The organism is Micromonospora aurantiaca ATCC 27029, from assembly GCF_000145235.1.
In the GTDB taxonomy this organism is placed as follows: Bacteria; Actinomycetota; Actinomycetes; order Mycobacteriales; family Micromonosporaceae; genus Micromonospora; species Micromonospora aurantiaca.
This window is the reverse complement of record NC_014391.1, coordinates 5562651-5575965: the sequence shown is the minus strand read 5'-3', so window position 1 is coordinate 5575965 and position 13315 is coordinate 5562651. Positions and strand designations below refer to the sequence as shown.

The 13315-nt window shown below is 73.1% G+C and carries 14 protein-coding genes; 13 read left to right on the top strand and 1 reads right to left on the bottom strand.

Annotation, left to right across the window (positions count from 1 at the left end; all coding sequences use genetic code 11):
- The first annotated feature begins 14 nt into the window (after window positions 1-14).
- From kynU to MICAU_RS24615, 10 genes are all read left to right on the top strand, one after another.
- Entirely contained in the window at window positions 15-1295 is a 1281-nt protein-coding gene (gene kynU, locus MICAU_RS24660; RefSeq protein ID WP_013288066.1) for a kynureninase, read from the top strand.
- Window positions 1292-2620 carry an FAD-dependent oxidoreductase gene (locus tag MICAU_RS24655; RefSeq protein WP_013288065.1) on the top strand — a complete coding sequence of 443 codons (1329 nt, stop codon included), beginning with the start codon at window positions 1292-1294 and terminating at the stop codon, window positions 2618-2620. Before kynU ends, MICAU_RS24655 begins: the two co-directional genes overlap by 4 nt.
- A 20-nt stretch (window positions 2621-2640) precedes the next feature.
- On the top strand, window positions 2641-4122 hold the full coding sequence (locus tag MICAU_RS24650) for a 2-hydroxymuconic semialdehyde dehydrogenase (RefSeq protein WP_041799333.1): 1482 nt from the start codon (window positions 2641-2643) through the stop codon (window positions 4120-4122).
- 56 nt (window positions 4123-4178) lie between these two features.
- Entirely contained in the window at window positions 4179-4976 is a 798-nt protein-coding gene (locus MICAU_RS24645; RefSeq protein WP_013288063.1) for a 2-keto-4-pentenoate hydratase, read from the top strand.
- Window positions 4973-5908 carry an acetaldehyde dehydrogenase (acetylating) gene (locus MICAU_RS24640; RefSeq protein WP_013288062.1) on the top strand — a complete coding sequence of 312 codons (936 nt, stop codon included), beginning with the start codon at window positions 4973-4975 and terminating at the stop codon, window positions 5906-5908. The genes MICAU_RS24645 and MICAU_RS24640 overlap by 4 nt, the downstream gene beginning before the upstream one ends.
- The gene (dmpG, locus tag MICAU_RS24635) at window positions 5905-6960 is read left to right on the top strand and encodes a 4-hydroxy-2-oxovalerate aldolase (protein ID WP_013288061.1); all 1056 of its coding nucleotides are present in this window, start codon (window positions 5905-5907) and stop codon (window positions 6958-6960) included. The genes MICAU_RS24640 and dmpG overlap by 4 nt, the downstream gene beginning before the upstream one ends.
- On the top strand, window positions 6957-7730 hold the full coding sequence (locus MICAU_RS24630; RefSeq protein WP_013288060.1) for a 2-keto-4-pentenoate hydratase: 774 nt from the start codon (window positions 6957-6959) through the stop codon (window positions 7728-7730). Before dmpG ends, MICAU_RS24630 begins: the two co-directional genes overlap by 4 nt.
- A gap of 119 nt (window positions 7731-7849) precedes the next feature.
- Entirely contained in the window at window positions 7850-8275 is a 426-nt protein-coding gene (locus MICAU_RS24625; protein WP_013288059.1) for a RidA family protein, read from the top strand.
- Window positions 8268-8792, top strand: a complete 525-nt coding sequence (locus tag MICAU_RS24620) for a 3-hydroxyanthranilate 3,4-dioxygenase (protein ID WP_013288058.1) — start codon at window positions 8268-8270, stop codon at window positions 8790-8792. Before MICAU_RS24625 ends, MICAU_RS24620 begins: the two co-directional genes overlap by 8 nt.
- Before the next feature lie 3 nt (window positions 8793-8795).
- Window positions 8796-9791, top strand: a complete 996-nt coding sequence (locus MICAU_RS24615) for an amidohydrolase family protein (protein WP_013288057.1) — start codon at window positions 8796-8798, stop codon at window positions 9789-9791.
- A 45-nt stretch (window positions 9792-9836) separates the two neighbouring features.
- Here MICAU_RS24615 and MICAU_RS24610 read toward each other — a convergent pair whose 3' ends face one another.
- On the bottom strand, window positions 9837-10769 hold the full coding sequence (locus MICAU_RS24610; RefSeq protein WP_013288056.1) for a poly(ethylene terephthalate) hydrolase family protein: 933 nt from the start codon (window positions 10767-10769) through the stop codon (window positions 9837-9839).
- 209 nt (window positions 10770-10978) lie between these two features.
- Here MICAU_RS24610 and MICAU_RS24605 point away from each other — a divergent pair, with 209 nt between their 5' ends.
- Genes MICAU_RS24605 through MICAU_RS24595 form a run of 3 tightly spaced genes read left to right on the top strand, consistent with a single transcriptional unit; the run spans window position 10979 to window position 13206 of the window.
- Window positions 10979-12451, top strand: coding sequence for an amidase (locus tag MICAU_RS24605; protein ID WP_013288055.1), 1473 nt, complete (start codon window positions 10979-10981; stop codon window positions 12449-12451).
- Window positions 12452-12497: 46 nt separating this feature from the next.
- Window positions 12498-12806 carry an aa3-type cytochrome oxidase subunit CtaJ gene (gene ctaJ, locus MICAU_RS24600; RefSeq protein ID WP_013288054.1) on the top strand — a complete coding sequence of 103 codons (309 nt, stop codon included), beginning with the start codon at window positions 12498-12500 and terminating at the stop codon, window positions 12804-12806.
- Window positions 12793-13206 (top strand): DUF5130 family protein, encoded by a 414-nt coding sequence (locus MICAU_RS24595; RefSeq protein WP_013475476.1) that lies wholly within the window; start codon window positions 12793-12795, stop codon window positions 13204-13206. Before ctaJ ends, MICAU_RS24595 begins: the two co-directional genes overlap by 14 nt.
- Window positions 13207-13315 lie beyond the last annotated feature (109 nt).

The window sequence follows — 13315 nt, the reverse complement described above, 5'->3', positions numbered from 1 at the left end:
CGAGAGAGAACAGCATGCACACCCCCGAGAACGAAGCCCTCCGCCGCGACGCCGCCGACCCCGGCCACCGGCACCTGTTCCACATCCCACCCGCCGACGGCGGGCGCTACCCCGACACGGCGTACCTGGCGGGCAACTCGCTCGGCCTGCAGCCCCGGGCCACCCGGGACGAACTCCTCGCCGACCTGGACGCCTGGAGTCGCCTCGGCGTCGAGGGGCACCTGGAGTCGGAGCGCCCCTGGCTGCCGTACCACGAGCTGCTGACCGCACCGGCCGCCCGCCTGGTCGGCGCGCTGCCCGCGGAGACCGTGGTGATGAACTCCCTCACGGTGAACCTGCACCTGCTGATGGTCAGCTTCTACCGGCCGGCCGGCGAGCGCACCCGCATCGTCATCGAGGACAGCGCGTTCCCCTCGGACAGCTACGCCGTGCGCAGCCAGGCCCGCTTCCACGGCCTGGACCCGGACACCACTGTGGTACGCCTCAAGCCGCGCCCCGGCTCGGACACGCTCGGCACCGAGGACGTGCTGGACTTCCTGGCCCGCGAGGGCCACACGGTGGCGCTGCTGATGCTCGGCGGCGTGAACTACCTGACCGGCGAGCTGATGGACATCCCGGCCATCACCGCTGCCGGCCGGGCCGCGGGCGCGGTGGTCGGCTGGGACCTGGCGCACGCCGCCGGCAACGTGCCGCTGGCGCTGCACGACTGGGACGTGGACTTCGCCGCCTGGTGCTCGTACAAGTACCTCAACTCCGGCCCTGGCGCGCTGGGCGGCGTCTTCGTCCACGAGCGGCACCTCGGCGACCCGTCGATCCCGCGGTTCGAGGGCTGGTGGAGCACCGAGGCGGCCACCCGGTTCGAGATGACCCCGGTGTCCCGGCCGCCCGCCACAGTGGAGGCGTGGCAGATCTCCAACCCGCCGATCTTCGCGATGGGCCCGGTGCGTACCTCGCTGGAGCTGTTCGACTCCGTCGGCATGCCCGCGCTGCGCGAGCGCAGCCTGCGGCTCACCGCCTGGCTGGAGCAGTTGCTCGACGAGGTGACGCCGGGCCGCCCGCTGACAGTCGTCACCCCGCGCGACCCGGCCCGCCGCGGTTGCCAGCTCTCGGTGCGGATCGGGGTGGGCAGCGCGAACGAGCTGACCAAGCGGCTGCGGCACGAGCACGGCGTGGTCGCCGACGCCCGGGAGCCGGACATCGTCCGGTTCGCGCCGGTGCCGCTGTACTCCTCGTACCACGACTGCTGGCGGGTCGCCGAGGCGCTGGCGGCAACGTTCGAGAAGGAGGACTCGTGAGCGAGCGCGACGAGATCGCCGTGGTCGGCGCCGGGCTGGCCGGCTGCCTGCTGGCCTGCTACCTGGCCCGGCGCGGCTACCCGGTGGCCCTCTACGAGCGGCGGCCCGACCCGCGTACCGGCACCGCCGAGCGGGGCCGGTCGATCAACCTGGCGCTGTCCGAGCGTGGCCTGGACGCGCTGCGCCGCATCGGCCTGGAGGACGAGGTCATGGCGGACGCGCTGCCGATGCGCGGCCGCATGATCCACCCGGTCGAGGGCGAGCCGGAGTTCCAGTCCTACAGCGGCTCCGGGGACCGGGCGATCAACTCGATCAGCCGGGGCGCGCTGAACAACGCGCTGCTCGACGCCGCCGCCGCGCTGCCGAATGTGCGCGTCGCGTTCGACCACCGGCTGGTCGGGCTCGACCCGCTCGGCGGCGAGATGACGTTCGAGACCCCGCAGGGCAAGGTCACCGCCACCGCCTCGGTCGTCCTCGGCGCCGACGGCGCCGGCTCCGCGGTGCGTGGGCAACTGCTCGCGTACGGCGGCCTGACCGAGAGCCTGGACTTCCTCGACTACGGCTACAAGGAGCTGACCATCCCGCCGCTGGGCGGGGAGTTCGCGCTCGACCCGGGCGCGCTGCACATCTGGCCGCGCGGCACCTCGATGATGATCGCGCTGCCGAACCCGGACCGCTCCTTCACCTGCACGCTGTTCTGGCCCACCCACGGCACCCGCAGCTTCGCCTCGCTGAGCAGCCCGGCGGCGATCGAGCAGTTCTTCGCCACCCACTACCCGGACCTGGTCCCGCTCGCGCCGAACCTGGTCGACGACTACCAGCACAACCCGGTCGGTGTGCTCGGCACCGTGCGCTGCACGCCGTGGCAGGTGGCAGGCAGGGTCGGCCTGATCGGCGACGCCGCGCACGCCATCGTCCCGTTCTACGGCCAGGGCGCGAACTGCGCGTTCGAGGACGTGGTCGAGCTGGACCGCTGCCTCGACGAGTGCGACGACGAGTGGGCCGCCGCGCTGCCGCTGTTCCAGCACCGCCGCCAGGACAACGCCGAGGCGATCGCCCGGATGGCGCTGGCGAACTTCGTGGAGATGCGGGACAAGGTCGCCTCGCCGGTGTTCCGCACCCGCAAGCAGGTCGAGCACGCGCTGGAGCGCGCGCTGCCCGGCCGCTACGTCTCCCAGTACGAGCTGGTCTCGTTCTCCACCACCCCGTACGCGCAGGTGCGCCGCCGGGTGCGCGCGCAGTACGCGGTGGTCGGCGCGGTAGCGGCCGGCGCGGTCGCGCTGCTGGCCGGCGGTGTCCGCGCGGCGCTGGGGAGGCGGCGATGACGCTCTGGGATCCCCGCCTGATGACCGGCCACGCGCCGGACGGTCCCGGCCTGCTGCGCAACTTCGTCGGCGGCGAGTTCGTCGACGTCGGCAGCCGGTTCACCAAGCGCAGCCCGGTCACCGGCGAGCCGGTGTTCGAGGTGGTCGAGGCGTCGCAGTCGACAGTGGACGACGCGGTCGCCGCGGCCCGGTCGGCGCTGCGCGGCCCGTGGGGCCGGATGGGGGAGCGGGAACGCGCCGAGGTGCTGCGCCGGGTCGCCGACGAGCTGGAGCGGCGCTTCGACGACCTGGTCGCCGCCGAGGTCGCCGACACCGGCAAGGCCATCTCGCAGGCCCGTACGCTCGACATCCCGCGCGGCGCTGCGAACTTCCGGGCGTTCGCCGAGATCGTGGCCACCGCGCCCACCGAGTCGTTCACCACTGTCACCCCGGCCGGGGGCCGGGCGCTGAACTACGCGGTCCGCAAGCCGGTCGGCGTGGTCGCGGTCATCGTGCCGTGGAACCTGCCGCTGCTGCTGCTCACCTGGAAGGTCGCCCCGGCGCTGGCCTGCGGCAACGCCGTGGTGGTCAAGCCCAGCGAGGAGACCCCCGCCTCGGCCACGCTGCTGGCCGAGGTGATGGCCGCGGCGGGCGTGCCCGACGGCGTGTTCAACCTGGTGCACGGCTTCGGCCCCGGCTCGGCCGGCGAGCACCTGACCCGGCACCCGGGCGTGGACGCGATCACGTTCACCGGCGAGTCGGCGACCGGAAGTGCGATCATGCGCGCCGCCGCCGACGGCGTGAAGGCGGTCAGCTTCGAGCTGGGCGGCAAGAACGCCGGCCTGGTGTTCGCCGACGCCGACCTGGACGCGGCGGTCGCCGGTTCGGTGCGGTCCAGCTTCACCAACGGCGGCCAGGTGTGCCTGTGCACCGAGCGCATCTACGTGCAGCGGCCGGTGTTCGAGGAGTTCACCGCGCGGCTGGCCAAGCGCGCCGACGAGCTGGCGTACGGCTGGCCGGACGACGAGGCCACCGCGAACATGCCGCTCATCTCGCACGGGCACCGGGACAAGGTGCTCGGCCACTACGCGCTGGCCCGTACCGAGGGCGCCGAGGTGCGCGCCGGTGGGGGCACGCCGCGCTTCGGTGACGCCCGCGACGGCGGGGCGTACGTGCAGCCGACGGTGCTCACCGGACTCGGCCCGGACGCCCGCACCAACCAGGAGGAGATCTTCGGCCCGGTGGTGCACGTCGCGCCGTTCGACGACGAGGACGAGGCGTTCGCGCTGGCCAACGGCACCGCCTACGGCCTGGCGGCGACGGTGTGGACGCGGGACGTGGGCCGGGCGCACCGGGCCGGCGCCCGGCTCGACGCCGGCATCGTCTGGGTGAACACCTGGTTCCTGCGCGACCTGCGCACCCCGTTCGGCGGCGTGAAGGCGTCCGGCGTGGGCCGCGAGGGCGGCGTGCACTCGCTCGACTTCTACTCCGAACTCACCAACGTCTGCGTGGACCTGTCATGAGCGCGCGCGGTGGGCAGAATGGCCGGAATCCCCAGCGACGTAAGCGAGGAGCCGCCATGACCGTGGACATCGAGGCCGCCAACCGGGAACTCGCAGTGGCCCGGCAGGAGGGGAAGCCCTGCCCGCCGCTGCGCGGCCGGCTGCTGCCCGAGGGCGACATCGAGGCCGCGTACCAGGTGCAGCAGGTCTACACCCGGCAACGGCTGGGCAAGGGACACCGCCGCGTCGGCGCGAAGATCGGGCTGACGTCGCGGACCGTGCAGGAGAGCTTCGGCGTCTTCCAGCCCGACTTCGGGGTGCTGTTCGACGACATGGCCGTCGGCGACGGCGTCGAGGTGCCGATCGGCCGGCTGCTCCAGCCGCGGGTGGAGGCGGAGATCGCCTTCGTGCTCGGCGCGGACCTGCCGGACGAGCGGGTCACCACAGTCGACCTGATTCGGGCGGTGGACCACGTGCTGCCGGCCATCGAGATCGTCGACTCGCGGATCGCCGACTGGGACATCTCCATCGTGGACACGGTCGCTGACAACGCCTCCAGTGGGCTGTTCGTGCTCGGCACCGCGCCCCGGCGGCTCGCCGACGTGGACCTGCGGCTGTGCGGCATGGTGCTGGAGCACGCCGGTGAGCCGGTTTCGGTCGGCGCGGGCGCGGCCTGCCTCGGCAATCCGCTGCACGCGTTGCAGTGGCTGGCCGCGACCATGGCCCGGGCGGGCGACCCGCTCAAGGCCGGTGACGTGGTGCTCTCCGGCGCGCTCGGCCCGATGGTGCCGGTCACGCCCGGCGCCGCGTACGAGGCGCGCATCTCCGGGCTCGGCTCGGTGCGTACCTGTTTCTCCTCGGAGGGAACGTCATGACTGTCGGAGTGGCAGTGCTCGGGTCGGGCAACATCGGCACCGACCTGATGATCAAGGTGTTGCGGCTCAGTGAGAGCCTGCGCATGGTGGCGATGGCCGGCATCGACCCGGCCTCGGACGGTCTGGCCCGGGCCCGCCGGCTCGGCGTGACCACCACCGCCGAGGGCGTCGACGGCCTCGTGGCGCTGCCCGAGTTCGCGGACGTCCAGCTCGTCTTCGACGCCACCTCGGCCGGCGCGCACAAGCGTCACGACGAGGTGCTGCGGGCGCACGGCCGTACCGTCGTCGACCTGACGCCCGCGGCCATCGGCCCGTACGTGGTGCCGCCGGTGAACCTCGACGAGCACCTGGGCGAGCCGAACGTCAACATGGTGACCTGCGGCGGCCAGGCCACAGTGCCGATCGTGCACGCGGTCGGCCGGGTCACCCCCGTCGCGTACGGCGAGATCGTCGCCTCGATCGCCTCGAAGTCGGCCGGGCCCGGCACCCGGGCCAACATCGACGAGTTCACCGAGACCACCGCCCGCGCCATCGAGGTGGTCGGCGGCGCCGAGCGCGGCAAGGCCATCATCGTGCTGAACCCGGCCGACCCGCCGCTGCTCATGCGTGACACGGTCTACTGCCTGTGCCCGGACGCCGACGCCGACCGGGGCGCGATCGCCGCCTCGGTGGCCGACATGGTGAAGGCCGTGCAGGAGTACGTGCCCGGCTACCGGCTCAAGCAGGACGTGCAGTTCGACGCCGTGGACACGTACGCGCCGGTGCTGGGCCGGCACTTCACCGGCCTCCAGGTGTCGGTGTTCCTGGAGGTCTCCGGCGCCGGGCACTACCTGCCCGCGTACGCCGGCAACCTGGACATCATGACGTCGGCCGCGCTGCGTACCGCGGAGCGGCTGGTGGCGCTGCGTTCCCCGGAGGTGAGTGCCCGATGACCGACCTCTACATCCAGGACGTGACGCTGCGCGACGGCATGCACGCCGTCGCCCACCGCTACACGGTCGACCAGGTGCGTACCATCGCCGCCGCGCTCGACGCGGCCGGTGTGGCGGCGGTCGAGGTGGCGCACGGCGACGGCCTGGCCGGTTCCAGCGTCAACTACGGGCACGGCGCCGCCGCCGACGCGGACTGGATCGCCGCCGCCGCCGAGGTGCTGACCACCGCGCGGCTCACCACGCTGCTGCTGCCGGGCATCGGCACCATCGCCGACCTGAAGGCGGCGAAGGCGCTCGGCGTGACCAGCGTCCGGATCGCCACCCACTGCACCGAGGCGGACATCTCCGCCCAGCACATCGCCTGGGCCCGGGAGAACGACATGGACGTCTCCGGGTTCCTCATGATGTCGCACCTCAACGACCCGGCCGGGCTGGCCGCGCAGGCCAAGCTGATGGAGTCGTACGGCGCGCACTGCGTCTACGTCACCGACTCCGGCGGCCGGCTGCTGATGTCGGACGTGGCGCAGCGCGTCGACGCGTACCGGCAGGTGCTGGAACCCGAGACGCAGATCGGCATCCACGCGCACCACAACCTGTCGCTGGGTGTGGCGAACAGCGTGCTGGCGGTCGAGCACGGCCGGATCCTCGGCGACGGCCCGCTCGGTTCGCCGTCCGGGCGGACCGTCCGGGTGGACGCGTCGCTCGCCGGCATGGGCGCCGGTGCGGGCAACGCGCCGCTGGAGGTCTTCGTCGCGGTCGCCGAGCTGCACGGCTGGAAGCACGGCTGCGACGTGTTCGCGCTGATGGACGCCGCCGACGACCTCGTCCGCCCGTTGCAGGACCGGCCGGTCCAGGTCGACCGGGAGACGCTCTCCCTGGGGTACGCGGGCGTCTACTCCAGCTTCCTGCGGCACGCCGAGCGGGCCTCGGCCAAGTACGGCGTGGACGTCCGCTCGATCCTGGTCGAGCTGGGCCGTCGCCGGATGGTCGGCGGCCAGGAGGACATGATCGTGGACGTGGCATTGGACCTGGCGGGTAGGGAGAACTCATGATCGGGCCGGACATCGCCGGCATCGCGGAGAAGCTGGGTGCGGCGGCCGACGACGCCACCGCGATCCCGCAGCTGGCCGCCGAGACCGGCCTCGACGTCGACGCCGCGTACGCGGTGCAGACCGCGCTGGTCAAGCGCCGCCTCGACCGGGGTGAGCGGCTGGTCGGCCTCAAGATGGGGCTCACCAGCAAGGCCAAGATGGCGCAGGTCGGCGTGGACGAGGTGATCTGGGGCCGGCTGACCGACGTGATGCGGGTGCCCGACGGCGGCGGCGTCGACGTCGGCGATTTCATCCACCCCCGGGTCGAGCCGGAGGTGGCGTTCCTGCTGGACCGGCTGCCCGACCCGGGCGAACCGGTCGGCTCGTTCACCCGTGCCGTCCGCGCGGTCGCCCCGGCGATCGAGCTGATCGACTCCCGGTACGCGAACTTCACCTTCTCGCTGCCGGACGTGATCGCCGACAACACCTCGGCCGCCGCGTTCGTGGTGGGGCCGTGGTCGCCGGTGCCGGACGGGCTGGACAACCTCGGCGTGCTGCTGGAGATCGACGGGCGGGTGGCGCAGGTCGGCTCGACCGCTGCCATCCTCGGCGACCCGCGCCGCGCGCTGGACGAGGGGCTGCGGCTGGCCGGCCGGCACGGCGTACGACTGCGCAAGGGCTGGGTGTTCCTGGCCGGCGCGGCCACCGCCGCGGTGCCGCTGCGCCCCGGTGCGCACGTCCGCGCCACTGTCGAGAAGCTGGGTTCCGCCTCTCTGAAGGCCCTCTCGTGAGCGCGAGGAGTGAGCCGGGTCTGCGAGCCCCGCAGTCGCGAACGGAAAGCGGCCCGGTGAGCGCGAGGAGTGAGCCGGGTCTGCGAGCCCCGCAGTCGCGAACGGAAAGCGGTTCTGCCGTGACCGCCCGGGTGGTGGCCGGGAAGGCCGTGCCGCGGGGCGCGTTCCCGCACGTCAAGGTGGCCGGCGGGTTCGTCTACGTCTCCGGTACGTCGTCGCGCCGGCCGGACAACACGTTCGCCGGGGTGTCGGTGGACGAGTTCGGCACCACCGACCTGGACATCCGGGAGCAGACCCGGGCCGTGGTCGAGAACATCCGCGACCTGCTCCGCTCGGTCGGCGCCGACCTGAACGACCTGGTGCAGGTCACCAGCTACCTGGTCAACATGAACGACTTCGGCGGCTACAACGAGGTGTGGGCGGAGTTCTTCGACGTCACCGGGCCGACCCGGACCACAGTCGCCGTGCACCAGCTTCCGCATCCGCATCTGCTGATCGAGATGCAGGCCGTCGCCCTACTTCCGTCGGGAGGTTCCCATGAGTGAGATCGCCGAGCCGTTCAGCTTCTCCGGCTGGATCGGCGAGAACCAGCACCTGCTCAAGCCCCCGGTGGGCAACAAGGAGATGCTGCCCGGCAGCGACGACTTCATCGTCATGGTGGTGGGCGGCCCGAACCAGCGCACGGACTTCCACGTCGACCCGTACGAGGAGTTCTTCTACCAGGTCAAGGGCAACATGCACATCAACCTGATGCTGCCCGAGGGCCCGCGTACGGTGCACGTGCGCGAGGGGCAGATGTGGATGCTGCCGCGCAACACGCCGCACTCGCCGCAGCGTCCCGAGGCCGGCTCGATCGGCATGGTGATCGAGCGGGTCCGCGAGGAGGGCACGCTGGAGAAGTTCCAGTGGTACTGCGGCGAGTGCCACCACAAGGTGCACGAGGTGGAGTTGCAGGTCCGCGACATCGCCGCCGACCTGCCCCCGGTCTTCGCCGCCTTCTACGCCGACGAGAAGGCCCGTACCTGCGACAACTGCGGCGCGCTGCACCCGGGCAAGGGCTGACGCGTGCCGGTCGTGGACGTGCACACGCACGTCGTACCGAAGGGGTGGCCGGACCTCGCCGCGGCGTGCGGCGGGTCCGGCTGGCCCTGGCTGCGGGTGGACTCCGAGCGCGCCGCCATGATCATGGTGGGGGAGACGGAGTTCCGCCCGATCGGCGCGCAGTGCTGGGACGCGCCGACCCGGCTGGCCGACATGGAGGCCGACGGCGTGGACGTGCAGGTCGTCTCGCCCACCCCGGTGTTCTTCAGCTACGACCGACCGGCTGACCAGGCGGTCAAGGTGGCCCGGATCTTCAACGACCTCACGCTGGAGGTCACAGCGGCCGGCAACGGCCGGCTGGTGCCGTTCTGCCAGGTGCCGTTGCAGGACCCGGACGCGGCCTGCGCCGAGCTGGACCGCTGCCTGTCGGCGGGGCACGCCGGCGTGGAGATCGGCAACCACGTCGGCGACCGGGACCTGGACGACGAGGGCATCGTGCAGTTCCTGACCCACTGCGCCGAGGTCGGCGCGCCGGTGTTCGTGCACCCGTGGGACATGCCCGGCGGCCCCCGGCTGGACCGCTGGATGGCCCGCTGGCTGACCGGGATGCCGGCCGAGACGCACCTGTCGGTGCTCGCGCTGATCCTCGGCGGCGTGTTCGACCGGGTGCCGGACACGCTGCGGATCTGCTTCGCGCACGGCGGCGGCAGCTTCCCGTTCTGGCTGGGCCGCGCCGACAACGCCTGGCACCGCCGCGGAGACCTGGTGCGCGGCGCGTCCAGCGCGCCGCCCAGCTCGTACGTCGACAGGTTCCACGTCGACTCGGTGGTCTTCGAGCCGGCCGCGCTGCGGCTGCTCGTGGACACCATGGGCGCCGAGCGGGTGCTGCTCGGCAGCGACTACCCGTACCCGCTGGGGGAGCGGCCGGTCGGCCAGGTGGTGCACCGGGCGGACTTCCTCACCGACGCGCAGCGGGACGCGTTGCTCGGTGGCAACGCGCTGCGGTTCCTCGGCCGCTGACGAACTCCGGGTGCGTCTGCCGAGGGCAGACGCACCCGGAACGGCTCAGGAGTGCGGGCAGGTGTCCCGGTACTCCTCGATCGCGGTGCCGCGAGGCGCCGGGCAGAGGAACTGCTCGTAGCGGGTGTCGTCGTCGACGAACCGCTTGAGCCACGAGATGCTGTATTTCGCGACTGTCACGTTCGGCGAGGTCGGCGCCGAGTGGCTGGCCGCGTTCAACTCCAGGTACGCCTTGTCCAGCGTGGCCGGCAGGCTGGTGTAGAACGGCTCCGAGTGCGACGACACCGGTGCCACCGAGTCGTTCTCGGCGCCGATGACGAGCGTCGGCACGCGTACCGACGACCAGTTCTTCGTCGTGTGCCAGCCGGTCAGCGGGATCGCCGCCTGGAGCGCGGGCCGGGCGTTCGCCGCCGACAGGCTGCCGCCGCCGCCCATCGAGTGCCCCATCACGGCGAGCCGGTTGCGGTCGATGCGGGTACGTACCGCGCTGGTGTTGGTCAGGTAGTCCAGGGCGGCCAGGAGCTGGGTGCCGCGGCTGGCCGGCTGGTCGTAGACGGAGAGGGTGTCGATGGTGATGACCACGAAGCCCTGCGAGGCCAGCCGCGGCCCGAGCCAGGAGACTGCCGACTGGCCGGCGGTGAAGCCGGGGGAGATCGCGACCGCGCCGAACGTGCCCTCGGCGGTGCTGGTCGGGTAGTAGATCGTGCCACCGCGGAAGCCGCTGACGCTCGATGCGGAGACGGTGGTCTGGGCGGTCGCGAACGGGCCCCGGGTGGCCTCGATGGAGGCGGTGGTGGGCGCGGGGCCGCGCTCGTAGGGGTTCGCGGCCAGCGCTGCCGCCGGCCCGCCGTCACCGGCGCCGGCCGGGGTCACCGGCAGGGCGGCGAGGCCGGCGGCGGTCAGGGCGAGGGCGAGCAGGGGGCGCAGGGCGCGCGGAAGCCGGGACGGGCGGTCCGGTGTGCCGGGTGCGTGGTGCACGGCGTGCTCCTCGGGGTGGTGGGGGCGGCCTTCGATCGACTCGCGTCGATCTACACATCCTGCGCGTCACGCCCGCCCGGCGGACCATCCCGAACCGGTCATGTCACCCGCATATGGACCGGCCGCCGCCGGCCGGATCACCCGCATATGGACCTGCCGCCGGACGTGTCGCCCGGCCTCCCGGCCGCCGGACCGGCAGGATGGACGGCATGGCCGAGCCGCACGACCTGACCGCGCTGGAGCAGGCCGCCGCGATCCGCCGGGGCGAGCTGTCCAGCCTGGAACTGGTCGAGCACCACCTGCGCCGGGTCGAAGGGCTCGGCGACACCGTCGGCGCGTTCGTCACAGTCACCGCCGAGCAGGCCCGGAGCGCCGCCCGTGCCGCCGACGCGCTCTCGGCCGAGGGGCGCGGCCCGCTGCACGGGGTGCCGACCGCGATCAAGGACCTCACGCTCACCGCCGGGGTCCGCACCACCTTCGGCTCCGCGGCCTTCGCCGACTTCGTCCCACCCGTCGACGCCGACGTGGTCCGCCTCCTGGCCGACGCCGGCCTGGTCAGCCTCGGCAAGACCACCACCTCCGAACTCGGCTGCTCGCTCTACTCGGAAGGGCTGGTGGCGCCGCCGGCCCGAAACCCGTGGGACCTCGCGTACACCGCGGGCGGGTCCAGCGGCGGCGCGGCAGCCGCGGTCGCCGCCGGGCTGGTGCCGGTGGCTCAGGGCTCCGACGGCGGCGGCTCGCTGCGCATCCCGGCCGCGCTCTGCGGCCTGGTCGGCTACAAACCCAGCCGGGGCATGGTCTCCGGCGGGCCGCTCGGCTTCGGCGACTTCGGGCTGCCGGTGAACGGGCCGATCGGCCGCACCGTCGCCGACGTGGCCGCGCTGCTCGGCGTGCTCGCCCGCCCGGTGCCCGGCGAGCCGTACCTGCCGCCGGCCGCGCCCGCCGGCGGCTACCTCGGCGTCACCCGCGCCGCCCGCGTCACCGGCCCCGGCCGGCTGCGCGTCGGCCGCTTCACCACGCCGATGCTCGCCGACGAACCGGTCCACCCGGACTGCGTGGCCGCCGTCGACCGGGCCGCCGCGCTGCTCACCGACGCCGGCCACGAGGTGGTCGACGTCCCCGCGCCGCTCGGCCCCGAGGCGTGGCCGCTGTTCGAGACCGTCTGGTACGCGCTGGCTGTCGCCCCCGTCCCGGCCGGGCGGGAGGGCGACCTGCTGCCACTGACCCGTTACCTGCGCGAGCGCGGCGAGGCGCTCGGCGCGGCCCGGCTGATGGCCGCGCTCGGCGAACTCCAGGCGCAGGTACGCCGTGGCGTACGCCGTACCGCCGGGTGTGACCTGCTGCTCTGCCCGACGCTCGCGGCCCCGCAGGCGCCGGTGGGCGCGTTCGCCGCCCTCGAACCGGCAGAGGACTTCGACCGGCAGCGGCGCTTCTCGCCGTACTGCGCGGTCTTCAACGTCACGGGCGATCCGTCCGTTTCGTTACCTCTCGGGCGGACCACCGACGGGCTTCCGGTCGGGGTGCTCCTCACCGGCCGGTACGGCGACGACGCGACACTGCTCGCCACTGCCGCGCAACTGGAGTACCGGAGTGACGGATGGGATCAGCACCCCGCAATCTGGCGGGCCGCCGACTCCGCTAACGTGAACATCACAAGTGACGTGGGGCGCGACCGGTCCTGACCGGCCGACCCGCACCATTCCTGGTCTCTCTTTCCGCCTGGGGGCGTTGGGATTGTCTGTTACCGAGACGTTGGTGGTCTTCGTCGGCATCCCGGCCGCCGCGGTGCTGCTGATCGCCGCCCTGGCGGCCGTCGGCAGCCGCGGCAACGGTGGCGGCGCCAAGCGCTACCGGCCGGGCCGGCCCTTCGACTTCACTCCGGTCTGGTTCCTGGGCCGTCCGGAGCAGCTGGCCGACTCGGCCGGCACGGCGCTGGCCGCCGGGGCGCAGGCGCCGGCGTTGACCAGCCGCAAGCAGGAGCAGGCCGGCCGGGAGGCGCCGGCCGGTGGAACCGGAGGCGCAAGTGACCGTTGGTGAAGCGCGGCCCACGACGGGGACGGGCACCCCGCCCGAGGTGCTGGACGGACCGTTCTCGACCCGTCAGCTGCTCCGCATCGACGAGGCCCTGCGCCTCGCCGACCAGGGCACCGGTCTGGTCTTCTCGGTCTACGTCGGCGGCCTCGACGAGCCGATCCGGGAGCACGCCGAGCGGCTGCACCGCCAGCTCGCCGACCCGGACCGCTCGGTGCTGATCGCGGTGTCGCCCAACCAGCGGCAGCTGGAGATCGTCACCGGCAAGTACGCGCGCAAGCGCATCCCGGACACGTACGCCAAGCTGGCCGCGCTCTCCATGGTGGCCTCCTTCGGCGGCGGCGACCTGGCCGGCGGCATCATCCAGGGCCTCGACCAGCTCGCCAGCCACGCCGGCAAGGGCTGATCCCCGCCCGCACACACGACGAAGCCCGGCCCCGCGTACGCGTGGGCCGGGCTTTCTCGTGTCAGCGGGGCTGGCCCACGACAACGGCCGGGGCCGGCGCGGACTGCCA

Coding starts and splice junctions, on each gene's coding strand:
- kynU (WP_013288066.1), top strand. CDS start 15: ATGCACACCCCCGAGAACGAAGCCCTCCGCCGCGACGCCGCCGACCCC.
- MICAU_RS24650 (WP_041799333.1), top strand. CDS start 2,641: ATGACCGGCCACGCGCCGGACGGTCCCGGCCTGCTGCGCAACTTCGTC.
- MICAU_RS24645 (WP_013288063.1), top strand. CDS start 4,179: ATGACCGTGGACATCGAGGCCGCCAACCGGGAACTCGCAGTGGCCCGG.
- MICAU_RS24640 (WP_013288062.1), top strand. CDS start 4,973: ATGACTGTCGGAGTGGCAGTGCTCGGGTCGGGCAACATCGGCACCGAC.
- dmpG (WP_013288061.1), top strand. CDS start 5,905: ATGACCGACCTCTACATCCAGGACGTGACGCTGCGCGACGGCATGCAC.
- MICAU_RS24630 (WP_013288060.1), top strand. CDS start 6,957: ATGATCGGGCCGGACATCGCCGGCATCGCGGAGAAGCTGGGTGCGGCG.
- MICAU_RS24620 (WP_013288058.1), top strand. CDS start 8,268: ATGAGTGAGATCGCCGAGCCGTTCAGCTTCTCCGGCTGGATCGGCGAG.
- MICAU_RS24605 (WP_013288055.1), top strand. CDS start 10,979: ATGGCCGAGCCGCACGACCTGACCGCGCTGGAGCAGGCCGCCGCGATC.